The sequence below is a fragment of the Pararobbsia silviterrae genome (assembly GCF_003628125.1).
Lineage (GTDB): Bacteria > Pseudomonadota > Gammaproteobacteria > Burkholderiales > Burkholderiaceae > Pararobbsia > Pararobbsia silviterrae.
The window spans coordinates 925,440-947,433 of record NZ_RBZU01000001.1; the positions used below are offsets into that span (position 1 = coordinate 925,440).

A 21,994-nucleotide genomic window follows, 5' to 3' on the forward strand; every position below is an offset into this window, starting at 1 on the left:
GGCGTATTCAGTTGCGGAGCAAGGCGGACACGGCGTCCATCTGCTCGTGCTCGAAGGCCGGTGCGAAGTCGTCGAGTTCCGCGGCGTGCAAGCCGACCTCCGGGCTCAGCGCGGTCGTACGCCATGCCGATACGGCCGTATGGACCTGGGCCAGCGTCACGCGCGCCTGGTGAGCGTCGAGCGCAAAGTACGGCGCGCGCGCGAGCAGCATCTGCACATCGGTAATCGGTCCGTCCTGCTCGGACAACCAGGTCTTCGATTCGCGTTCCTTGTCGGGGAAGGGATTGATATCGAACGCGGGCGCGAGCCGCCAGAGGCCGTGTTCCGTGTGCAGAAAGCCGTGATTTTGCAGGTGATCGTCGACGTTGGTGATCAACAGATTGAGCGCGAGCCGTCGCCATAGCTGGCGAAGGTCATCGTTGGGCGTACGGCCATAAGAACGAATCGCGTCGGCGATCTCGGTATAGCTGTGTTCGCGCTCGCGTGACGCTTGCAGCAGCGATGCGGCGGACTGATAGGGGATACGGCCATCGGCGTCGTCGCGATCGAAGCGCTGAACGACGGCCACCGGGATGTCGCCGAGCATGACGATGCGCGCGCAAGCCGTGTCGATCCCGGCTTGCGCCGCCACCCTCAACGCAAGGACTTCGCCGCGCGTGACGCTGCGTGTGTCTGCAACGCTGGGAAACTTGCCGATGGCCAATCGGCCATTCGCATCGATGAGTGTGCACTTGGGTCGCATGCCGCCGAGTGAAGTGCCTTTGCCTTGGAGATAGCGCAGGTCTTCGGCGGTCTCCTGGCCGCGTTCGACCGCGCGGCTTGCTTCGAAGATGCGCTCAAGTTCGATGAGGGGCGGCGTCGCGCGGCGTCCCTTCGACGTTGTCCGGTGCCATGTGCCATCGGGCCCGCGTAAGCGCAGCGCGCCCACGCGGCTGAAGTCGTCGACCGCAAGCAGGTAGTCGAGTTCGGTGAGGGCCGGCAACTGGGGCTCGGTCCGGCGGCGTTTGGCATGATCGCGCGCAATGACGCGCCGTCCCCAGGCATCGGGCGCCGTATCGGCGATCGCACCGTGAAAGACCGAATCGTGCGGCGAGGCCGCCTTGTGGGCCTGGTATCCGGGCGAGAGCGCCAGGTCGGCCGATACGCTGAAGCGGGTCGGCGCGTTGAGCCAGGCTTCGTCATAGGCGAATGCGCAGTGCTCGCGACGGCCTTGGCGGACATAGACGAGCGTGCCGACGGGCAGGTCTGCGCGGCCCGCGCAGACCTGGACTTGCCGGCGAATCGGTGCGACGGCGGACATCAGAGCGCGCCCGACGTGTCGTCGGCCTTGCTGCGCACGCGTTTCGGCACGCGTTCGTCCATCAGCGTCAGGCCGATCTCGTCGTTCGCCGTATCGAGCAGATGTTCGAGCGCCTGGATTTCGCCGAACACGTAGAGCGCGCGCGCGTAGAAATGAATGGGCACGCGCAGATCGCCCTGTTCCATGCGACGGACCGTCGACAATGACGCGCCCATACGCTCGGCCAAGGAGGCTTGTGAAATATGCCGGCGTCGGCGTGCCAGCGAAATGTCGCCGCCGAGCTTGTGGATCGCGCGCTCGACAGGAAGAGGCGTGGGTGTTTGCACGATAAGTGATCCCAGCAGAGCGATAACGAGTGTTAACGCGTTCGATGTGGACGATTATAGGCATAAAAGTCTCAATGTCAATAAATGTTCCATTTGGAGCATTTATGGGAATTAATAATTCTCCAGAGGGCTTTAAAGTGGATCTCTCACAAGCTTGGAACGCCGCGATACGATCTTCGGAATCCGGTGCGTTCCGCCTGTCGGATGGAGTCGGCGCGTCTCGCGTCGCGATGAAGGAAGCCTTATGGGATACGACGGGTTGCTGACCGGGCATGGACTGCGGGCCACGATGTCGACGGCATTGAACGAGATCGGCTAGCCGCGGATGTGGGCGGACGCGCAGCTATCGCATACGGATCCGAATCGGATCAGTGCGACATATAACCATGCGCAGTATGTGGACCAGAGAAGGGTGATGATGCAGGACTGGGCGGATCGCGTGGACCTGCTGAAGCAGGGTGAGGTGAAGGCTGCAGGCAGGGGACTGGTTGTGCAGGTCAACGGAATGGCGCTGACGCATCGGTGGGATAAAAACGTTTCTATGGCGGTGAGCTGCGATCTTCCAAGCTATTTCGGCATAGAGCCCTATTTCAGCATGTGCTGAAACCAATTATATGAATGAAATTCTGTCTTTTTTTCAAAAAATATGGCACTTTCAACGTGTGCTGAAAGGATGATATTTGATGAAAGAGGCAGAAGCTCGTGCCGCAGAGGCCCTCCGCAGGTTGCTCGAGAATATCCCGATCCTTCATGTCGAAGGCATCGACGCTGAAGCCGTGTCCGGTGACTGGGAGCCAGACTTGATTGCCCGGCTGGTCGTGGACGGCAAACGGCACCTGCTTATCTGCGAATACAAGTCGAGCGGGCAACCGCGGTTTGCCCGATCCGCACTGTTGGAACTGCGAAACTATGCTGCACAGCAGGCTCCCGGGACCACGCCCGTCTTCATTGCGCCCTATATTTCGCCGGCTGTGAGGCAGATGTGCAAAGAGAAGGGCGTCGGCTATCTCGACCTGGAGGGAAACGCCCGGATCGCATTCGGTGGCGTGTTTATCGAGCGCATGGTGACGGATAAGCCTATGGTCGAACAACGCGAACTCAAGTCGCTGTTCAGGCCAAAATCTGCCCAGGTGCTACGCGCAATGCTGCGCGACCCTGGCCGTGCATGGCGTGTCACCGAGTTGTCGGAAATCTCCGGGGTCAGCCTCGGACACGTCAGCAATGTTCGCACCGGCCTGATTGATCGGGAATGGGCTCGCGCCTCCGACGATGGCCTTATCCTTTCTGAGCCTGACGCACTGTTGGACGCGTGGCGGGACAGCTATTCCGCGCCGGTAGGCGAACGATCGGGCTTCTACACGCCGTTGCACGGCAGTGCGCTCGAAGATGCGGCCCGCAGTGCTCTGCGCGTTGAAGACACGCCCGGGCGTGCAGCCTTTGCGTCGTTTTCGGCGGCACAGTGGCTTGCTCCCTATGGGCGCACCGGCATGCACTACTTCTTTGCTGACAAGGACGGTCTGCGTAAGCTCCAGGCAGCGCTGAAGCTCACGCCTGCCTTGAAAGGCGAGAATGTGATCGTCACCGTGCCGAAGGACCTGGGATTGCTCGCCGACACAGTCGAGCCCGCGCCGGGGGCGATCTGCACCAGCCCGGTTCAGACTTATCTTGACCTCTCCATTGCGGGCGAACGCGGTGCCGAGGCCGCCGGCCATTTACGCCAGGAAAGGCTCTCATGGCCCAGATGACGCCATCCCAGGAACCGCAGTCCGCCGCCGAATACGACGACCGTACGACCGCGGCTGTGAAAGCCGTGCTGATCGAGATCGGTCAGATCCTGGGTAGCTTCAAGGGAAAGTTTGCCATCATCGGCGGCGCGGTTCCCTGGCTGCTGCTGGCCAATGAGGACATGCCCCACGTGGGTACACTCGACGTGGACGTCGGGCTGGATGCGGAAGCGCTTGGCGACGGTGAGTACGCAACCTTGGTCGGTGCGCTGCAGGGGCATGGATACGCGCAGCGTGAAGGGCTACGGCGCTTCCAGCTGGTTCGCCAGGTTCCCGCGCGAGATGGCGGAGAAGCGATCGATGTTGTGGTCGATTTCTTGATGCCGCGTGACGCAGAGATCATCAGAAACAATCCTCCCCTGATTAGAGACTTTGCCGTGCAGCGGGCGGATGGTGCCGATCTGGCAATGCGGTTCTATCAATTGGTGGCCGTGGCCGGATCGATGCCGGACGGAGGGACGAACCGCGTAGAGATCGCGGTGTGCTCCATCCCCGCTCTACTGGCAATGAAGGGCCATGCGCTGGCAGGCCGCTACAAGCAGAAGGACGCCTACGACATCTACTATTGCGTGCGGAACTTTCCCGGCGGCATCGAGGCGCTGGCGCAGGAATGTCGCCCACTGCTGGGCCATGCCAGCGGCGAGCGCGGCTTTCGGCACATTGCCGACAAGTTCGACACCTTCGATGGGTACGGTCCCACGTGCGTGAGACGCTTCGTTGAGGACACGCAGGCACTGGGCGATCGCACGCCCGATCAGTGGCAGCAGGACGCGTTTGGACAGATCGACGCGCTGCTACGCGCTATGGCGCTGCGGGGGTGAGTCACCCGTGGGCTATGCGCAACTTCGCGGCTTGCTGGAGCCGCTCGTCACGGCACTGAAAGACGCTGGCACGCACGCGAGGCTCCCTTCGCTTTGCGAGGAATTGGGGTTGCCTGCGCCTGCCGCAGAGGGTTCCACGCGACCGCATGAACGTGACCTTCACGGACCGATGCCGATTTAGAAGTTCGGTTCATGCATTTTCCGATTCGCGTTGGTGAAGAGCGGACAAGACAATGCGAAGCGCACTCGGCCACTCTAAGCGTTCCTGCTCGAGGCGCCTTGATGTACCCCAGTCGTGCGCGAGAAGCGCATCGTAGACATCGAGTTCGGCCGCAGTCAGGAGTGACCGGTCAATGGACTTCGTTTGCTGTCTTTCTTCGACGAGGCGGTCAAGGTGGGTTTCGATGGTGCTGCGGTCCATGAGGACAGAGCGCACGTCATGCAACGTCTTGCGAGCCTGAACCAGTATTGAATATCCGTAGGTGTCGATGTCGCCCCAATACAGTACCGGCACACGCACGAGCCAGGCGATTCTGGTCACCAATGCGACGGCGTTCCCAAGCTTGATGGCCGCGACGACTCCGTCGACGTCTGGCATAGCCAGGCACGTGTCCTTGTTCTCGACGACCAAAAGCTGGCGCGGGTTGAGTTGCAATTGTGCCCAGTCCTCGATGGTCGCCTCGATGTCTCGCAGGCCCCCGACTTGCGTTCTCAACTTTGGGCACAAGATCAGGATGCGAAGCTTTACGGGAGGACGTAGCAACCCGCAGATGTCGTAGAAGTTCGAAACTTCCTTTTCAATGGAGCATGCCTGGCCGGTGACGTCGATTTCTGCGCCTTCACCCTCCACGAACGACTGGACAGCCTGGAGGGCGGCTTGCGGCTTGACGATGCGGCTGAACAGATCGGCGACCACACCTCGTCGTTGGAGGTCAATCCACTTGGTGTCGATGTTGGGGACCGGCAGTTGGCGCAAGTAGAGGCCTGACTTCGGGTTAGCGACCAGCCACTCCAGCACGGCAAGTAGTCGTTCGAAGTCCTCGTCCTTGAATTCGCCCAAAGCCGTGTAGTTGGGCCCAAACCCTGAAGCATGCAGCGTGGGCCACCGGGCCAGCATCGTAGCCCGTCGGGAGACGATGCGGCGCCAGACCTTGCCGTCTTCGCAGTAGTCGGCCACACATTCTGGAGAAGAGAAGACCAAGGCGCTCGGCAGAGTCTGCTCGCCCATGTTGCGCCAGGCGACCGTGGCGGTCAAAAGTTCTGGCATCGGTCGAACCGCATCCGAAGGACGGGCAGCGAGCCAGGTTGCCCAGGAAGACGACCATGTACGAACAGCGCCAGGGGCGACGAGCGCAGCCTTCTGGGTTGGAAGGTCGAGACTCACCTGGAGCGGCCAGGCGCCGCCCCCGTCAAGCCAGGCCCAGCGCTGGCGCTGGTAACGCTGCCTGACCCACTTGGCGACGTCCTCAGGATTTTTCATCGTTGGCGCTCGAACCGTCAATCTGCCTGTAGTCGATCCTCTGCGTCTCGTCGTCGTAGGGCAGCACGAGCGCACGCGAATGCATGCGGTCCTTGATGTGGATGTAGACGGCACCGCCCACGTACGGCTCGATGGTCATGACCGACTTGATGGGCGTGGCGACGATGAGCTGGAAGCCGAACGACTTGAAAATCTTCATCGCGGCGTCAGTGAAGTCAGCATCTGCCTTGTCGAAAGCCTCGTCGAGAAACACGGTGCTGAAGGTGGGGAGTACCCGGCCTGGGCCGCCGAGCTGATACCGCAGTGCTGCGGCCAAGCAGGTCGCGGTCAGTTTTTGCCGCTGGCCACCTGATTTGCCTGCACCGCTGCGGTGAGTTTGTACTTCGCGGTCTTCATCATCGAGCTCTCGAGCTACGAACTCGACATGGAGGCGCACGTCGAGCGCCAACCTCTTCCAGTTCACATGCTGCGGCTCCTGGCTGGCCAGTCGCTTGATCAGGCGCTTCATGCTCTGGAAGCGGGTCTCGGCCACCTTGTCGTCCATGCTCAAGGAGTGACTCAAGGCAGCACGGAGCTCCGCCTTCAGCTCCTGCGCTTCGGGCGGCGTGGTCTCTTCGACCTCGATGACCAGGTGCGTGCCCTCGTTGTACTCGGCCTGCCTGAGGCTCTCGTTGACAGTGTCCATCCGATCCGAAATGTCCCGGCGCTCCTGCTCCAACCGGTCTGAAAGCAATGCGATGTGCTGATTGCTCTGCTCATTGAGCAAGTCCTTGAACTTCTTCTCAAATCGCGGCAAGTCGTCGACCTGAAGTCGCGTGAGCTTGGCGTCAAACTCGTCGTAGCTGGCCATCGTCGGGTCCAGACCTTCCGATTCCGCTTCCCAAGTGCGTGCGTAGTCCGCGAACTTGGCTTCAATGCGGGTCAGCAGCTTGGCGGCCTCGCTCTCCAGGGTGCCGATGTCCTTGCCAATTTCGCGGTCCACGAACCGGACGTCGTCAGGCATCGACTCGATGGTCGGCTTGCGCCCGGCTCCATCGAGCTTCTGGAGAAACGTCTCGCGCTGCAAGGGGGTGGGAGGCGTAAGAGCTAGCTCGGAAATGCTCTCCAGTTCCTGTCGCAGTTCGTTCAACTTGATTTGGACGGCCATGGCCGCCTGCGACTGGGCCTTGTACTTCTTCTCGGCCGTTGTCTCGCTCTCTGCCGCGATCACAATCTTGGCCTCGAGGATGTCCAGATCGGGCGTCGTCGAGCGCAGCTCTTGAATCTGTGTGTCGAACTGGGCCACAAGAAGCGCCGCCCCACGATGGTCGATCTCATTCCAACTGAAATTGACCAAGGTCTGCCAGTGCAGCGCGCGTTTTAGGCGCGCCAGCTCCTTCTTGTGGAGCTGCTCGAGCTGAGCCTCAACGTCGTCGATGGCGTCGGTCAGCTCGCGTTCGCGGTCTTGCAGTCCCGAGGCCTTCGAACGGGTATCTCCGCCGAGCACCCAGTTGCGGGTGTTGTTGATATCCGAGCGGTCGTCTTTCTCGTGCCTGCGACCACCCGTCTTGAGCAGCCCAGCGCGCGTGATGCCGAAGTCCACATCTTCGAACTCGCGTTCGGTCTCGACACATTCGGCGTCATAGCTTTGGAGCAACTCCGTCTCAACCCAGTTCTGGAACGGGCCTTCGGAGACCTTGATCTTCCGATAGACGCCGTTCGGCTTGGGAGCAGGCGTCCTTGGCGACTGCCGCATCATCCGCAGATAGACCAAGCGGCCTCGCAGGTTCGTGCTGTTGATGAACTTGGCAACCGCGGTATGCAAGTCGTCGGGTACAAGCATCGTCCGAGAGAAATTCCTGAGTACTCGCTCGACCGGGCCAGTCCAACCCTTCTCAGAAGGCTCGACCTCGATGAGCTCGCCGGCGAACGGCAGCGCCCCCTCGTCGTAGCCGAGGCCGTCCGTGATGAGCTTTCGCATGGTGATGAGGTCGGCGCCCATCTTCGAGCCGGGCATGCGTGCGAGGACGGCCAGTTCGCTGAGGATAGTCGAGCGCTCCTTGTCAAGCTCATGCTTCTGCACAGCAAGCGCATTTTGCTTCTGCGCGGTGTCGTCCGCACCAGAGGCAGCAGAGGGCAGTTCTCGCCGTCCTTGGGTGACCAGCTCGGCATATCCCTCTGCCTTGGCGGGGACGGTAAAGCCCAGCGCTTTGCAGGCCTCAGCGACCTTGTCGTATCGTTGGCTCCGTTCGCCTTCGTCACGTTCGGCACTGACCTTGGATGCCTCGAGGGCCGCTAACTGCTGGCCACCCAGGCCATCGCGCCTCTGCTTCAACCCCTGGACTGTCGTCCTGACGGCCGCAAGCGCTTGTTCGAGTGCCAGCTCCTGAGCCTGTTCGCCTGCCAGCTTGGCTTCGAGGGTGTCCCTGCGCTCAACACGCAGCGATTGGAGCATCTCCTTGGCGACGTGGTCGATGCCCATGCGGGCCTCATCCAAGCGACCTTTGTCAGAGAGCTTTTTCTGCCGTTCCAGATTGAACTCACGAGCTGGCAGCAGCGTGGCGATTTGCCGCGCTGCTGACACCACCTCGTTGTGTGCATTTTCCAGGCGCTCGAACTGGGTGACTAACTGGTCAGCCATGTCCTGAGTCTTGGGCTCATCCAGCATGAAGTCTCGCAGGAAGTCGGTCAGGCTGCCGAGGTTCTTTGCAGACTGCGTCTTATGCAGGAGCTTCAGTGCGTTCTCGGTCTCGATGCCCAGACGGGAGCGCATGCGCTCCTGATACTCCGGGAAGGAATCCGTGTCCCAGACATCGGGCAGGTCGGACTTGAAGCGCCGCGCGTTAAAGCCAGAGTCGGGAAAGAACAAGAGCTCTGTGAGGTCGAGCAGACGCTCTGCGACCACGTAGCGCTTGTGCACGTCCTTTCGCTGGTTGGACGTCCCCTTGATCCAGTACACGTGGACGAGCGTGATGACCTGGCCGAGTCCGTTGCGGTAGACCTCGGAAATTGCCGACCAAGTTGGGCCAGGACGCAACTGCTGCTGCGCTATCTCGCCAGTGTTGGCCGTCTGCTCTCCCCACACACCACGCAGGTACGTTAGGTCAGAGCGGTCTTGCTTCGATTCGCTTTCCCGCGCGGCGACATTGAAGTGCACCCAGCGGGGAGGCGTGAGCAGCGCTGCGTGTGAGTCGAAGATGGTCGACTTGCCCGAGCCGGACGGGCCGATGAACAGCATCCCCTTCTCGGAGACGTCCAGCTTCAGCAGGCCGTGGAACGTGCCCCAGTTGTAGCTCTGGATTCGAACCAGCCGGAACTGTTCCTCACGCTCCCGCTTTAGGCGCACGTCTTCCGGGGAGTCTGGCGACGTAGGCGGCAGGTCGGTGCCAGGGAGCAGCGTTGCTTGGACAGTTGTCGTCATGGTCACTCCTCGTCGTCTTCGCCGGCCTCACGCTCGCCTTCGGCGATGTCGTTGGCGATGGCTTGGTCCATGGTCGGCCCACTGGTACCACCAGGTGCGCTCTTGAGCGCCTCGTACGCGGCGGTCAGGGCCTGGATGTCCTCGGCATTGAACAGTAACTTCAGCGTCGGTGAGACCTCGAAACGCGTGGCGCTTGAGCGAATGGGGCGGATGAGGTTGAGCGCCTTGCACTTTTTGATGGCGCCATCGCACTGGCGGTCGAAGCGCGCGAGGTCGGTATTGCGAGCCTGGTCGAAGAGCGAGAGGTGCTCGACCATCTCCTCGGTGGACACCACCGCGCGTTCGTTGGCTGAATCCGCCTCGGTCAGGCGCTGGCGTAGGAACAGCACTAGGGCCGACTCAACCAGCGTCAGTTGGTGGCGGCGAAGCAAGATGGGGATGTCCGTCTCGCTCTCGTCCGGTACCTGGCGTACAAAAGCGACCTGCTGGGCGATGTCGACGACTAGGTCCAAGAAGATGTTGTGGAGGTAGGTTTGGATGACCTCGCGGTCTCGCAGCAGCACGGACCACAATCCGGCTTGCCGTCGACCATCTATGCTGGGGCCGTTCAGCAGACTGACCAGGCACCGGCGCGTGTCCAGCCGTAGATTGCCGGTGTCACCGTTGAACAGGAGCGTCGATGGTGGGGCGGCGGCCTTCGCAGGCTCGTCGGCGTCTGCCGCATCCAGCCAGTGGGCAACATTCGACGGCAGGTTCGCAGGCATCTCTTCGGACGATCCCGGGCTCCGGGATGAGCCAGGAAAAAATGGTGGCCGACCTGCTGCCGACTGTTCACTCTCGAAGCTCATCGATGCATTCCTTATAGAAGTAGAAAAGCGGTGCATCTGCGCTTCGCCAAATGCCGTCGCCGCCTTCCCAGCGAACGCGTTCGCGTCTCTCCGTGGGTTCGGCATGGCGAGTTGCCAAGTGTATGTAGCCGACGACCGAACCCAGGCCTTGCTCAGCAGGGAAGCGCTCGAGGACATGGGCAATGCTAATGGGGCCATCGGCCAAACCGAGCGCCGCAACGAGATTGCGTTTCAAGGAGCGCATGTCGATTTCCGAACGCTGCACCAACTCCTCGATGTCCTCGAGGCGGGCGTCGCTGCTCTCGATTTCGGTCATCGTGGCATCCACGACATGCTCAGTCGGGTCGTGGAGCACCCACTGCGACGCGGACCGTATGGCGGCGCTTGTCCGGAAAAGGAACGCATCGACCTTCTGAGTGGGCCGAATGTCCTCTGCGGCGGCCATGGCTGCGATCGTTGCGGAGCGGAGAAGAGCGACCAGGCGGCGCTGCTCACGGAATTCGCGGCTGCGGACGAACGACTGCAAGCCTGAGGCGAAGGTTGCCTGCACCGTGTGCACGTCCGCCGCCCGCTCCACCATCCGACTCTTGAGCTTCGTTAGCGAGCGACGCTCAGTAGCATCCATGGAGCCTAGGAACGAGCGGGTGATGACCTGGGTCAGCGCCGCCTCGAACCTGGTGGACGCTACCGGGTCGACCAACATCCGCCAAAAGGCATCGAACGCGCGGCCGGCCTCGGTTTGCCTGATGACATCGATGCCGTCGAAAATGCGCTCGAGCGTATCGGCCCGCGCGCCGTCGTTTTCCACTAGCTCACGCCGCAACTGCAGGTTAATGGCAGCGAGCGACTCCTGCACTCGGACGAAGTCCTCTAGCAGCTCGTTCGACTGCGTCAGTACCTCACGGGCGCGCTCAATTGCCCGTTCGGGTGGCAACTGGGTGACTTTGCCAGAACGCACGGCCTGGATTTGTGCGTTCAAGGCATCGCGGTCCGCCAGCAAGCCAGCTAGGCGGGTCTCGGGGTTGTTATCCGTCTCCTCAGCTAGCGTCTGCAGCAGTTGGACGACGGAGGCGAGTCGGCTCTCGGTGGCCGTGGCACGCGGGCGGCTTAGCCGCATGAGATAGCGGGTGGCGTCAACGGCAGGCGCCGTCAGCTCAAACATCTCTTCAGTCGCGCCATGAGGAAAATCCCGCCGCAACCAACCTTCCGCAATCCAGTCGCTGGAGTAGTCGGCTGCCAGCTTGGGCAGGTCGGCGCCGGCGCGCCGAACGATTTCGAGTTGCCGGTGCAGTCGCTCGTGGAATGCCGACGACGGCAAGGTACGCTCGGACAGGAAGAGCACGTGTAGGCATGTGCAGATCGCCGGCGACTGCTGTGTCGCCAGAAGACGCCAAGCCGGCTCCTCTTTGCGAGCACGCAAGTCTTCATACAAGGCGAATGTGTCCTGTGTGCTCATGGTCAATTTGATTTTTGTCTGATCACAAGCTCACCATGCGAGCTAGCTACCGTTCCGAAAGCTGCGACTTGCCGCATCCCCCTTGAATCTGCCGTTCCCACCCTCATTGCCTCGGAGCAAAATAGCACATCGACGCGGCAGGCGAGGCGTGCCGGCAGCGCTGGCTGTGCACAAATCGGCTCGTCCGGGCACTGAGTCGCCCAGATTTTCGACAGCAGCAAGTTCAAGGCGGTCAACAGCCGCGACAATAACTTCACGCTCGACAAGATCGAGAAGCGACAGCAACAGATCGAGCAAAGCATCCAGCGCTACCTTCCAGCGCTACCTGGATGCTTTGGAGACGGCAGATCGCACGCAACCGGTCGAGGTAGAAGCGAAGACAGAGCGGCTACGGGAGAAGATCGACACGCTGCGAGAACAGATGCGTGACTTGGATCGCGCAGCAGAACTGCTGAATGACCTACCGGAGAAACAGATCTCGCTGACCGATCCCGACTCCCGCTCGATGATCTCGCAGGCCAAAGGCACCGGGATGGTCGGCTACAACGTAACGGTAGTCGTCGACACGAAACACTATCTCATCGTGACTCATGAAGTCACGAACATCGGCAGTGAGCGGGCATAACTGAGTCCGATGGCCAAAGCTGCACGAGATGCCATGCGCATATCGAACCTCAAGGCGCTGGCGGATCGGGGATACTTTAGTGCACCGGAAATCAAGGCGTGCGATGACGCCGGGATTGAGGTTATGGTGCCCAAGTCTCAGACGTCAAGTGCAAAGGCTGACGGGCGGTTCGACCGGGCCGACTTCATTTATATCGCCAGTGATGACCAGTACCTGTGTCCAGCGGGTCAACGAACGATTTACCGATTCAGCACTGTCGAACGCCGCAACCCGATGACCCTGGGTACTGACTGGAGCAGCGCCCGTCCGCAATGCTCGGTCAAGGATCAAGGCATGCCGTCCGATTGCCGACATATCCGTCGGCGGGAGCACGAAGCAGTGCTCGAGCAGATGCAGCAGCGGCTGGATCGTCAAATCGATACGACGGCGTACGGTCGAACACGTGTTCGGCACGCTCAAAGCATTGGATGGGTTCGGTGCACTTCCTGTCGCGAGGGCTTGGTCACGCCGCCACCGAAATGGACTTGCATGTGCTGGCGTACAACCTCGGGCGCGTCATGGCTATACCGGTATTCGCCAAGGCAATGCGAGCTATGAAGCTGGCCGGCGCGTCATCCCACGTATCGACGCTTCGAATGGTTCGGCGAAATCAGCCTCGTCGTTCCATCTCCGCGTCGGGCGAACGCGTTCGCTCCGATTCTCGCGGGTCGAGCCGGCGTTTCTACACAGCTTCGGCCAGTAAGCGACTGCTCGCCGACACGCTGCCTTTAGGACGGAGACGCACCGACTGCGATTGCGGTCCGTGCACGCAATCCGGTAACGTCATCTCCAACACCGAATCTCCAATTAGACGAGATGGGGGCGTGGCTAATGATCCGGCAGGCGCGCGTTACCGCGGTCTCGGAACCGCGACGCGAAAATGGACTTAAAAACACTGGATTGCTGATGGACGTCAGTGGACCCGGCAAGCGCGTAGCGGACCGAAAAGACGCCCATCATCCCAATTTACCGACTCTTCAACGTTTCTCCGTAGACGCCAATGGACCTCCACAGACGCACGCGAACAAGCCGCCAATGCATCAAATCGATGGTCAGAAAAATGTACGTATCGGGGCTGAAATCTGGCGAATTTTTTGAGTATCGGCAAAGCCCAATCTTCAAAAATTCATTGAACGTCAAGAACTTAGGGGACTTCCCAAAGTCGCGCAACAGGTGTGGAGATTCACTTGGAGCGGGCGATGGGAGTCGAACCCACGTCTCTAGCTTGGGAAGCTAGGGTAATAGCCGTTATACGACGCCCGCGAAGACCGCGATTCTACCGAGAATCAGATCGCTTGGCGAGCCCGGTTCCGACAGCCATAGCGCGACACCGCACAGTCCCCGCCCGCACAAGTGCCTAGCATGCCCCTTGCGGCACCGTGGCCCTCTCTTCCCGCTCGCGTCGGGTGCAATCCCGCATGTCGGCCGCCGCATGGAGACCTCATGAGAATCGTCCACCTCGCGAATCATTGTCAGCTGATCGGCAACGGGATCGTCAACATGATGGTCGACCTCGCCTGCTCGCAAGCGGATGCCGGTCATGACGTCGTCGTTGCGACCTCGGGCGGCAGATATGAACCGCTGCTCGCCGCCCACGGCGTGCGTCACGTCGTCCTCGAACAATCGCGCGATCCGTGGCGGACCCCCGCGATGGTTCTGGGCTTCAACCGACTCCTGCGCGACGTCGACCCCGACGTCGTCCACGCGCACATGATGACCGGCGCGATCATCGCGCGCTTCGGCACCTGGCGCCGCCGCTATGCGCTCGTCACGACGGTCCATAACGAATTTCAGAAAAGCGCGAGTCTCATGCGTTACGGCGACCGCGTCGTCGCGGTTACTCAGGCGGTCGAAAAGGCGATGATCGGCCGCGGCATCCGCGCGGATCGCATCTGCACGGTCCTCAACGGCACCGTCGGCACACCGCGCCGCGCGCAGGCCTCGACCGCCGACCCGCTGCGCTTAAGCCGCCCGTCGATCACGACGGTCGCCGGCATGTACGAGCGCAAGGGCATTCAGGATCTGCTGCGCGCGTTCGCTTCGCTGCGCGCGACGCACCCCGACGCGACGCTCTATCTCGTCGGCGACGGCCCCGATCGCGCCGATATGGAAGCGCTCGCCGCCGAACTCGGTCTTGAAGGCTGGGCGCATTTCGCGGGCTTCGATACGAATCCGGTCCGCTGGCTTGCCGAAACGGATGTCTTCGTGCTCGCCTCGCACAAGGAACCCGGCGGGCTCGTGCTCTCCGAAGCGCGTGAGGCGGGCTGCGCGATCGTCGCGACCGACGTCGACGGCAACCCCGAAATGCTCGACCGCGGCGAGGCGGGCTGGCTCGTGCCCGCGCGCGCGCCCGACGCGCTCGCCGCCGCGATCGGCAGCCTGCTCGGCGATGCCGCGCTGCGCGCCGACTACGCCGCGCGCGCGCGCCGCAACCTCGACAAATTCACGGTTCAGCGCGTCGCAAACGACTATATGGCCGTCTATGCGACGGCGCTCGACGTCTTCAGGCAGACACATGGACGCCGTCCGCGCACCGCGCTGAGGTCGAGCTAGAGACGATCATGGCCGTCTATGCGACGGCGCCCGACGTCTTCAGGCAGACACATGGACGCCGTCCGCGTACCGCGCTGAGGTCGAGCTAGAAACGATCATGGCCGTCTATGCGACGGCGCCCGACGTCTGCAGGCAGACGCATCGATGCCGTCCGCGTGCCGCGCTGCGGCCGAGTTGGACGCGTCGCTATGCGAACAGCCGGCCGAGCAGCGGCGCGATCAGCACCATCAGCACACCCGAGAACATCATGACGAGGCTCGCGATGACGCCTTCGCGCTCGCCGATCTGACGCGCCTTCGCCGTGCCGAACGCATGCGACGACGCGCCGAACACGGCCCCGCGCGCAACGCGCGTGCGCAGCGGCAGCCACGCGAGCACGCATTCGCCCGCGATCATGCCGACCATGCCCGTCACGATCACGAAGATCGCGACAAGGTCGGTCGTGCCGCCGATATGCGGCGACACCGCGAGCGCGAACGGCGTCGAGATCGAGCGCGCGAGCATGCTGTGCGTGATTTCAGGACTCTGCAGCAAGAGCCGCGAGAGCGCGAACGAACTCGCGATGGCCGTCGTGCACCCGGCGAGCGTGCCGCCCGCGAGCGCACGCCAGTGACGCGCGACGATACGCCGGTTCTCATAGATCGGAATCGCGAAGGCGACGGTCGCCGGACCGATCATCCAGACGAGGCCGCGCGTGCCCGCCAGATACGTCGAATACGGAATATGCGCGAGCAACAGCACGGCGATCAGAACCGCGGGCGTCGCAATCGCGGGCGACAGGTAAGGGCGCGGATAGGCCGCATGCACGCGGCGATTGATCGCATACAGCACGATCGTCAACACGAAGAGTCCCGTGGTCAGTGTCATCGCCTCACCCCTTCGACGTGGCGGTCTGCGTCATGCGCGCGATCCGCTGGCTTCGCGCGGCCGCGAAACGGCGCGCGCGACGGCGTGTCTCGATGCGCGTGACCGATTCGACGACGAGGCCGGTCACGACCATCACCGCGACCGTACCCGCGACGATGATGATCATCAGTTGCAGCCCGTCATGCCGGAGCAGATGTCCGTATTCGATGATCGACACGACCGCCGGCACGAAAAACAGCAGCAACTCCGCGAGCATCCATCGCGCGCCCGCCGCGATCCCGTCGACAGGCACGCGACCGGTCAACAGCAGGGCAAGCAGCAGAATCAAACCGACGACGCCCGCCGAAACCGGCAGATGACATCGCGCGACCAGCCACGACGCGATCCACCAGACGCCGCTGAGCGCGGCGACGCCCGCCGCGATCCGGACGTAGCGGCTAAGATGTCGCGTCGTCGTGCCGTGCGCCGCCGACGTATCGGCGGGCAGGTCGGGCCGGCGCATGACATGGGGCGCGCGGGTCGCTTGAGTCGCTTGAGTCGCGTCGGTCGTAGCGGGGGCGTTCATGATGAGGACGGCCATGCGGTCGGATGAAGGCTCCGATTCTAAGAATCGGGCGTCGCGCGTCCCAATGACATTTTTTTACCGCGCCATTCCATTTCTCTATCTTTTTGTCGATCGCCGTGGATATTCGAGCGCTCCGCTATTTCGTCGAGGTCGTCCGACGCCAGGGTTTCACCGCCGCGGCCGACGCGCTGTTCGTCACGCAACCGACGATCAGCAAGATGGTTCGCCAGATCGAAGAGGAGGTCGGCACGCCTTTGCTCGTGCGTGACGGACGCACCGTGGCGCCGACCGAAACGGGCCGCATCGTCTATCAGCGCGGACTCGAGATGCTCGAACTCCAGGCGCGGCTCGAAGCGGAGCTCGCGGAAGCCAGCAGCGGCATGCGCGGCGAACTCGCGATCAGCGTGCCCCCGCTTGCCAGCATGTTGCTGACGCCCGTGCTCGCCGAATTCCACCGGCTGCATCCGGGCGTCCGACTCAAGCTGTTCGAGCGCGGCAGCCTGCGCGGACTCGAGGATCTGCGCGAAAACCGCTTCGAGATCGCCGGACTCATGATGCCCGTCGATCGCGCCGAACTCGCGTCGGTGCCGCTTGCGCGCTCGCCGTTGCGGCTCGTGACGCCGGCGGGCGGACCTTGGCAGGGCCGCGAGACTGTCTCGTTCGCCGAACTCTCGCAGGCTTCGTTCGTGATGTACGGCGAAGGCTTCAGTCTCAACGATCTCGTCACGGCCGCCTGCGCGCGTCATGGGTTCACGCCGCGTGTATCGGGGCAGAGTACCGACTGGAACATGCTCGCGAGAATGGTCGAGATCGGCGTCGGCGTGGCAGTCTTGCCGGACCTCTTCTGCGCGCAACTCGATCGCGATCAGGTCGATGTCGTCGCGTTCGCCGAACCCGATCTCGTCTGGGACATGGCGATGTGCTGGCGGCGCAATGCGCACCTGTCGAGCGCGGCCCGCGCATGGATCCATCTCGCCGAGACCATGCTGGGTCCGCGCAATCCATGATCCGGGCGGTGCGCGCGAACGCGGGCGACCGGCTATCGATATGTGCGGCAGAAGCGCACATATCGGATGAGGTGGCGTTTAGCCATGTGCCGCTAAACACGGCTCGCCGACTGCGCGACGAATTCATCGAGCGTCGTGCGTAGATCGGCGGGCACGTCGGCGAATTCGATCCCGTAAGTCGCGATCGCCGTGTGCGGATCGACGCTTTGCCGGCGCACGACGGCGGCCACGCGCACGGGCACGGCGTCCGCGTCGAGGCGCGGCAGATTGAAGGCGACGGTCACGGGCGTGCCGATCGCGATGCGCAGATTCGGCGTACGGATGCCCGCGCTCATCGTGCTGAGATTCGTGATCGTGCCCGTCGTCGATTCGCGCGCATGCATGCCCGGATGCATGATCACGGATTCGAGCGACACCGCCGCGCGGAGCGTGCGGCGCGGCGGCCGCTCGTAGAGCTCAGTCGGAAACGACAGATGCAGATAGCGGAACGGCTGGCTGAAGCGGCTCACGACCGATGTTCCGAACGTATAGATCTGCCGTCCGTCGAACACCGTCGCGTGAAACGCGCGTCCGGGCTGCATCGCGATCCAGTCGTGTTCGAGCGTCGCGCTCGTGACCATCAGGCAGGTCTCGTCGATGACGCCGAGCAGCGACAAGCGGCAACTGACGTTCGGGCCGTTCGCGCCGTCGGTGATATGCATGAAATCGAGCCAGCGGCTGAACAAGGCCTTGGGCGTCGTCGCCGAGCGAATGTCGCGTCCGCGACGTGCCGTGTCGTTCGCGCCCGCATGCGCGCGTTGACCGGGCGCCGTGCCGTCGGCCACGTCCTGCGCGTCGCCGGGCGCGGATACGAGCGCGGTGCTCGGCGTCGGGCCCGACGAGTCGTCGCCCGACGATGCGAGGCTCAGCTTGTAGACGCCGAGTCGCATGAGCTTGTCGTAAAGCGCGGCGCTGACGATATTGCCCTGCGACAGCAGCAACGTCCTGTCGCGGTCGAAGACCGAATAACGCAGCGGCTTTCCGAGTTCGATGTCCGACGCGGATAGATCGGTAAGGATCATGAAAGGTCCATCACGGTCAGTCAATTCAGCCCAGTGGGTTCTGGCGGATGCGGTCAGGTTCGTGCCTATCGGCCCGCGGCGACGTTCGCGGACCGTCGTGGACGCCGGGGCGATGGTACAGACCCCGCGCGACAGTATAAGAACGCGTGTTTGAATTCAAAACGCTGAATAACGCGGATCCGGATTTCCAGAATCCGCCGAATGGACTCGGTTCGCGCGGATCGATCCGCCAAGATCGCATCGGATTCCGACAGCCCGCGCGAAGGCATATCAACCCGCATCTCCCTGGCGGTATGCTCGGCTCACGCGGCAGGCTGTCTCGCGCAGCCTGTCTTTGCCATTTCGCAACGAGGACTCCGGTATGACACTCGTGCGCCGCGCGCTCGACGACTTTCGAGCCAATCCCTTCGCTCACGGCGCGATTCTGATGCTGCCGTTGATCCAGTTCGGCCTCAACTATTTCGTCTCGGTCGAGGCCGTGCTGTGCATCGCGATCATCTACTTCACGCGCCTGAAGATTCAGGCCCTGCCGACCGCCGTCACGGTGATCGCGGTGAGCCTCAGCCTGCTCTGGGCGTCGGTTTTTCTGCCCGATGCGCCGATGCTGCCGCGCGAACTGCGGCTCGGCGTCGATCTGATGCTGCTGTTCTGGCTCATCGCCGGCTCGGCGCGTCACGACGTCACGCGCTTCAACGGCAACTGGGCGTTGATCATGCTGCTCGGGCTCGCCTTGCTCACCTTCGCGCAGGCGATCGGCGGCCACAAGGGCATTTCGCTCTACATGCCGAAGAAACTCTACGTGAACCAGGATGACGGCATGCTCGCCGATGCCTGGGTCAAACAGGCGCGTGATCACGGCTATGACTTCAGCATCCGGCCGACGGGCTTCTATTCCGAACCGTCGTATCTCGGCGGCGTGAGCCTGCTGTTGAATTTCATCTGCCTGCACACGCTCGAAGGACGTCGCCGGATGGTCGCGAGCGTCGTGGCCATCGCGATCTGCGCGGCCGCGCAGACCTTTTATGGCGCGATCGCGAACGTCGCGATCGCCGCCGCGTATCACCATCGCCGCATCGACAAGATGTTCGTGATCACCGTCGCGATCCTCGCGCTGTCGCTGCTTGCGCTGCCGCTGTTCGCGGCGGAACCGGGACGGATCGAAAAGATCCTGTCGGGGCAGGACGTGTCGACGGGGCTGCGCGTCACGCAGCCGTTCGAATTGCTCGGCTACGTGCTCGCGCATGAACCCTTCGGCATCCCGCAGACGATCGCGAAGGATTACTTCGAGCACCGCAATCTGATCGTCCGGTTCGAGGACGTGCCATTCCACAACGGCGCGCTGAATCTGATCTTCTCGTACGGCTGGCCGGGCTTCATCGTGCTGTTTCTGTTGTTGCTCGCGACGGGCAGCCCGATCTGCGCGTTGTTCATGGTGCTGCTCATGTGTCAGAACGGCGCCTCGCTCGACTTCGACAAGCTGTTCATGCTGACCTTCGCGGTGCAGATCGCCCGCGGCTCGAAGGCCGCGCATCTCGCGCGTCAGCAGCTCGCGGGCGTCATGCGCCACGGCGCGCGCGTGCGGTCGCCTTCGCTGTCCGCGTAAAGCCCGAGCACAAGAGAACAAGGCGCGAGACGATCGCGCCGTACTGCGTGACGTCGTGCTTCGTCAGGCAGTCGTACTTCGTCAGGCAGTACGTCGTCACGTAGTCCTTCGTCATAAAGCAACACCCCAAAAGATCGGATCGATGTCCGACTTTTGGGGTGTTGTTCACTCGGCGCTTTTGATTCGACTGCGTGCCGCCGATCCTACCGCCGGCCCGCGCGTATGCGATTTACGCGGCCGATCGGATCGCCATGCGCGCTACGCGTTCTTGCGTCTGGCTGTCGGCGCGTGCCTCGTCGAAATACGCGCGGCTATTTGCATGCACGCTCGGATCGGCGACGATCTCGCGCGCGCTGGCCCAGCGATACTCGGCATGTTGTTCGTTCGGCAGCCGTTGCAGATGCAACGCCGCGCGCATCCGGTAACCGAGCACGACATAGTGCGTCGAAATGCCGGGCGCGCCGCGGAAGTTGTCTTCGTAGAAGTGTTCATAGACGCCGAGCAAGTGCGCGTCGTCGCGTCCGAGCGTCGCGATGCCGAGTTCTTCGCGCGCGAGCCGCGCGAACGCGTCGTCGAGGCTTTCGTCCTTGCGAATCCGCCCGCCGGGCACGAACCACGCGCCTTGAGCGGGACGGTTCACGCGCCGGCCGAGCAGAAAGCGCCCTTGCGCGTCGCTGACGATGAGATCGATCGCGATCAGCGGCGTGTGGTCGACGACGCTCAGAAAATCATCCGCGGCAAGTTTGTTGTCCATGTCACGTGCGCCCATATGTGTCCTCGAAGCGGACGATATCGTCCTCGCCGAGATACGAGCCCGATTGGACTTCGATCATCGCAAGCGGTGTCTTGCCCGGATTTTCGAGCCGATGGATCTCGCCGAGCGGAATATAGGTCGACTGGTTCTCGGACAGCAGAAAGCTTTCGGTGCCGCGCGTCACGCGCGCGGTGCCCTTGACGACGATCCAGTGTTCGGCGCGATGGTGATGCATTTGCAGCGAGAGCACGCCGCCGGGCTTCACGACGATGCGCTTGACCTGGAAATTCGTGTCGGCATCGATCGAGTCGTAATAGCCCCACGGCCGATAGACCTTGCGGTGATAGGTCGCTTCGGTGCCGGCTTCGCTGCGGATCCGCGCGACGACGGCCTTGACGTCCTGGACCGCGGACTTGTTCGCGACGAGCACCGCATCGGGCGTCTCGACGACGACGAGGTCCTCGGTGCCCACGCACGCGACGAGCCGCGATTCCGAATGCGCGTAGGTGTTGCGCGCGCCTTCGAGCATGACGCGGCCGTGCGCGACGTTGCCGCCTTCGTCCTTCGGCATGACGTCCCAGACCGCATCCCACGAGCCGACGTCGGACCACCCGGCGCTCAACGGCACGACCGCCGTCGAGAAGCCCGAATCGGCCTGCACGACGCGCTCCATGACCGCATAGTCGATCGATTGCGACGGGCACGCGGCGAACCGTTGGGCATCGACGCGCCGGAAGTCGGCATCGTCCGTCTTGCCCTCGAATGCGTCGACGCAGGCCGCGTGAATCGCGGGTTCGTACTTCGCGATCGCTTCGAGCCAGACCGATGCGCGCAGCACGAACAGGCCGCTGTTCCACCAGTACTGGCCCGAATCGACATAGCGCTGCGCGAGTTCGCGCGCGGGCTTCTCGACAAAGCCGTCGAGCCGATAGCCGCCTTGTTCGTCGAGTTCCGTGCCGACCTTGATGTAGCCATACCCGGTCTCGGCGCGTGTCGGCACGATGCCGAGCGCGACGATCCGGCGATCGGCCGCATACCGGATCGCGGTCGAAATGCTCTGCTGGAACGCGGCGTTATCGGTGATCGCATGATCGGCGGGCATCACGACCATGATCGCGTCTTCGTGTTCGTCGGCCAGCGAGAGCGCCGCGAGCGTGAGCGCGGGCGCGGTATTGCGCGCATCGGGTTCGAGCACGATGCGCGCACGCACGCCGGCCTTGCGCAATTGCTCGGCGATCATGAAGCGATGCGCCTCGCCGCAGATGACCACGCTCGCCGACGCGAGCGGATGGCGCGTGGCGAGGCCGTCGAGACGCTTGGCCGTGAGCTGGAGCAGCGAGTCGTCGCCGACGAGGCCGATCAATTGCTTCGGAAATTCCTGGCGCGAAAGCGGCCACAGGCGCGTGCCCGATCCGCCGGCCGGAATGACCGCATGCACGTGGAGGTCCGTGTGGATTGCGTCGGTACCGACGTCGAAAACCGCATGCCGGATATTCATTTCGATC

The 21,994-nt window shown here is 62.7% G+C and carries 16 protein-coding genes, 1 tRNA gene and 2 pseudogenes; 7 read left to right on the forward strand and 12 right to left on the reverse strand.

Going from position 1 to position 21,994, the window contains the following annotated elements; all coding sequences use genetic code 11:
- Positions 1-7: 7 nt before the first annotated feature.
- Together D7S86_RS04225 and D7S86_RS04230 are read right to left on the reverse strand one after the other, a co-directional pair.
- Positions 8-1,300 carry a type II toxin-antitoxin system HipA family toxin gene (locus tag D7S86_RS04225; RefSeq protein WP_166444092.1) on the reverse strand — a complete coding sequence of 431 codons (1,293 nt, stop codon included), beginning with the start codon at positions 1,298-1,300 and terminating at the stop codon, positions 8-10.
- Positions 1,300-1,626, reverse strand: coding sequence for a helix-turn-helix domain-containing protein (locus D7S86_RS04230; protein WP_420813190.1), 327 nt, complete (start codon positions 1,624-1,626; stop codon positions 1,300-1,302). The genes D7S86_RS04225 and D7S86_RS04230 overlap by 1 nt, the downstream gene beginning before the upstream one ends.
- A gap of 244 nt (positions 1,627-1,870) precedes the next feature.
- Between D7S86_RS04230 and D7S86_RS04235 the strand changes: the two are divergent.
- The 3 genes and pseudogenes from D7S86_RS04235 to D7S86_RS04245 all read left to right on the forward strand — a co-directional run.
- Positions 1,871-2,134: pseudogene (locus tag D7S86_RS04235) on the forward strand (tyrosine-type recombinase/integrase); the annotation flags it as partial.
- 175 nt (positions 2,135-2,309) lie between these two features.
- Positions 2,310-3,371, forward strand: a complete 1,062-nt coding sequence (locus D7S86_RS04240) for a hypothetical protein (protein ID WP_121083695.1) — start codon at positions 2,310-2,312, stop codon at positions 3,369-3,371.
- Positions 3,359-4,231, forward strand: coding sequence for a hypothetical protein (locus tag D7S86_RS04245; protein WP_205962738.1), 873 nt, complete (start codon positions 3,359-3,361; stop codon positions 4,229-4,231). Before D7S86_RS04240 ends, D7S86_RS04245 begins: the two co-directional genes overlap by 13 nt.
- Before the next feature lie 190 nt (positions 4,232-4,421).
- Here D7S86_RS04245 and D7S86_RS04250 read toward each other — a convergent pair whose 3' ends face one another.
- The 4 genes from D7S86_RS04250 to D7S86_RS04265 all read right to left on the reverse strand — a co-directional run bounded on the left by D7S86_RS04250 (position 4,422) and on the right by D7S86_RS04265 (position 11,415).
- Positions 4,422-5,711 carry a Wadjet anti-phage system protein JetD domain-containing protein gene (locus D7S86_RS04250; RefSeq protein ID WP_121083697.1) on the reverse strand — a complete coding sequence of 430 codons (1,290 nt, stop codon included), beginning with the start codon at positions 5,709-5,711 and terminating at the stop codon, positions 4,422-4,424.
- On the reverse strand, positions 5,698-9,111 hold the full coding sequence (locus tag D7S86_RS04255) for an ATP-binding protein (protein ID WP_121083699.1): 3,414 nt from the start codon (positions 9,109-9,111) through the stop codon (positions 5,698-5,700). Before D7S86_RS04255 ends, D7S86_RS04250 begins: the two co-directional genes overlap by 14 nt.
- 2 nt (positions 9,112-9,113) lie before the next feature.
- Positions 9,114-9,875, reverse strand: coding sequence for a DUF4194 domain-containing protein (locus tag D7S86_RS04260; RefSeq protein WP_121083701.1), 762 nt, complete (start codon positions 9,873-9,875; stop codon positions 9,114-9,116).
- Positions 9,876-9,942: 67 nt separating this feature from the next.
- The gene (locus D7S86_RS04265; protein ID WP_121083702.1) at positions 9,943-11,415 is read right to left on the reverse strand and encodes a DUF3375 domain-containing protein; all 1,473 of its coding nucleotides are present in this window, start codon (positions 11,413-11,415) and stop codon (positions 9,943-9,945) included.
- A gap of 210 nt (positions 11,416-11,625) precedes the next feature.
- On the opposite strand from D7S86_RS04265, the pseudogene D7S86_RS04270 reads away from it, so the two are divergent.
- Positions 11,626-12,651: pseudogene (locus tag D7S86_RS04270) on the forward strand (transposase); the annotation flags it as partial.
- A gap of 616 nt (positions 12,652-13,267) precedes the next feature.
- On the opposite strand, the gene D7S86_RS04275 reads toward D7S86_RS04270, so the two are convergent.
- Positions 13,268-13,342, reverse strand: a tRNA-Gly gene (locus D7S86_RS04275).
- Positions 13,343-13,522: 180 nt separating this feature from the next.
- Here D7S86_RS04275 and D7S86_RS04280 point away from each other — a divergent pair.
- Positions 13,523-14,632, forward strand: a complete 1,110-nt coding sequence (locus D7S86_RS04280; RefSeq protein WP_121083704.1) for a glycosyltransferase — start codon at positions 13,523-13,525, stop codon at positions 14,630-14,632.
- Positions 14,633-14,818: 186 nt separating this feature from the next.
- On the opposite strand, the gene D7S86_RS04285 is transcribed toward D7S86_RS04280, so the two are convergent.
- Together D7S86_RS04285 and D7S86_RS04290 are read right to left on the reverse strand one after the other, a co-directional pair.
- Positions 14,819-15,499, reverse strand: a complete 681-nt coding sequence (locus D7S86_RS04285; protein ID WP_121083706.1) for an LrgB family protein — start codon at positions 15,497-15,499, stop codon at positions 14,819-14,821.
- Positions 15,500-15,503: 4 nt separating this feature from the next.
- Positions 15,504-16,064, reverse strand: coding sequence for a CidA/LrgA family protein (locus D7S86_RS04290; protein ID WP_158601854.1), 561 nt, complete (start codon positions 16,062-16,064; stop codon positions 15,504-15,506).
- Between the two features lie 116 nt (positions 16,065-16,180).
- Between D7S86_RS04290 and D7S86_RS04295 the strand changes: the two genes are divergently transcribed.
- Positions 16,181-17,071: a LysR family transcriptional regulator gene (locus D7S86_RS04295; protein WP_121084319.1), complete on the forward strand. Its 891-nt coding sequence runs from the start codon at positions 16,181-16,183 to the stop codon at positions 17,069-17,071.
- 92 nt (positions 17,072-17,163) lie between these two features.
- Here the strand turns inward: D7S86_RS04295 and D7S86_RS04300 are convergent, their stop codons facing one another.
- Complete coding sequence (locus tag D7S86_RS04300; RefSeq protein WP_121083710.1) at positions 17,164-18,132, reverse strand: flagellar brake domain-containing protein; 969 nt, start codon at positions 18,130-18,132, stop codon at positions 17,164-17,166.
- Positions 18,133-18,493: 361 nt separating this feature from the next.
- On the opposite strand from D7S86_RS04300, the gene D7S86_RS04305 reads away from it, so the two are divergent.
- A complete protein-coding gene (locus D7S86_RS04305; protein ID WP_121083712.1) occupies positions 18,494-19,735 on the forward strand; it encodes a hypothetical protein in 1,242 nt (413 codons plus the stop codon).
- Positions 19,736-19,964: 229 nt separating this feature from the next.
- Here D7S86_RS04305 and D7S86_RS04310 read toward each other — a convergent pair whose 3' ends face one another.
- Positions 19,965-20,489, reverse strand: a complete 525-nt coding sequence (locus tag D7S86_RS04310; RefSeq protein WP_121083714.1) for a GDP-mannose mannosyl hydrolase — start codon at positions 20,487-20,489, stop codon at positions 19,965-19,967.
- A gap of 1 nt (position 20,490) precedes the next feature.
- Complete coding sequence (locus tag D7S86_RS04315; RefSeq protein WP_121083716.1) at positions 20,491-21,987, reverse strand: mannose-1-phosphate guanylyltransferase/mannose-6-phosphate isomerase; 1,497 nt, start codon at positions 21,985-21,987, stop codon at positions 20,491-20,493.
- Positions 21,988-21,994: the final 7 nt, after the last annotated feature.

Excerpts from the sequence above, each read along its gene's own strand:
- D7S86_RS04290 (WP_158601854.1), bottom strand. The coding sequence starts at position 16,064 with ATGAACGCCCCCGCTACGACCGACGCGACTCAAGCGACTCAAGCGACC.
- D7S86_RS04305 (WP_121083712.1), top strand. The coding sequence starts at position 18,494 with ATGACACTCGTGCGCCGCGCGCTCGACGACTTTCGAGCCAATCCCTTC.
- D7S86_RS04225 (WP_166444092.1), bottom strand. The coding sequence starts at position 1,300 with ATGTCCGCCGTCGCACCGATTCGCCGGCAAGTCCAGGTCTGCGCGGGC.
- D7S86_RS04265 (WP_121083702.1), bottom strand. The coding sequence starts at position 11,415 with ATGAGCACACAGGACACATTCGCCTTGTATGAAGACTTGCGTGCTCGC.
- D7S86_RS04245 (WP_205962738.1), top strand. The coding sequence starts at position 3,359 with ATGGCCCAGATGACGCCATCCCAGGAACCGCAGTCCGCCGCCGAATAC.
- D7S86_RS04250 (WP_121083697.1), bottom strand. The coding sequence starts at position 5,711 with ATGAAAAATCCTGAGGACGTCGCCAAGTGGGTCAGGCAGCGTTACCAG.
- D7S86_RS04255 (WP_121083699.1), bottom strand. The coding sequence starts at position 9,111 with ATGACGACAACTGTCCAAGCAACGCTGCTCCCTGGCACCGACCTGCCG.
- D7S86_RS04300 (WP_121083710.1), bottom strand. The coding sequence starts at position 18,132 with ATGATCCTTACCGATCTATCCGCGTCGGACATCGAACTCGGAAAGCCG.
- D7S86_RS04280 (WP_121083704.1), top strand. The coding sequence starts at position 13,523 with ATGAGAATCGTCCACCTCGCGAATCATTGTCAGCTGATCGGCAACGGG.
- D7S86_RS04240 (WP_121083695.1), top strand. The coding sequence starts at position 2,310 with ATGAAAGAGGCAGAAGCTCGTGCCGCAGAGGCCCTCCGCAGGTTGCTC.
- D7S86_RS04315 (WP_121083716.1), bottom strand. The coding sequence starts at position 21,987 with ATGAATATCCGGCATGCGGTTTTCGACGTCGGTACCGACGCAATCCAC.
- D7S86_RS04285 (WP_121083706.1), bottom strand. The coding sequence starts at position 15,499 with ATGACACTGACCACGGGACTCTTCGTGTTGACGATCGTGCTGTATGCG.
- D7S86_RS04310 (WP_121083714.1), bottom strand. The coding sequence starts at position 20,489 with ATGGACAACAAACTTGCCGCGGATGATTTTCTGAGCGTCGTCGACCAC.
- D7S86_RS04260 (WP_121083701.1), bottom strand. The coding sequence starts at position 9,875 with ATGCCTGCGAACCTGCCGTCGAATGTTGCCCACTGGCTGGATGCGGCA.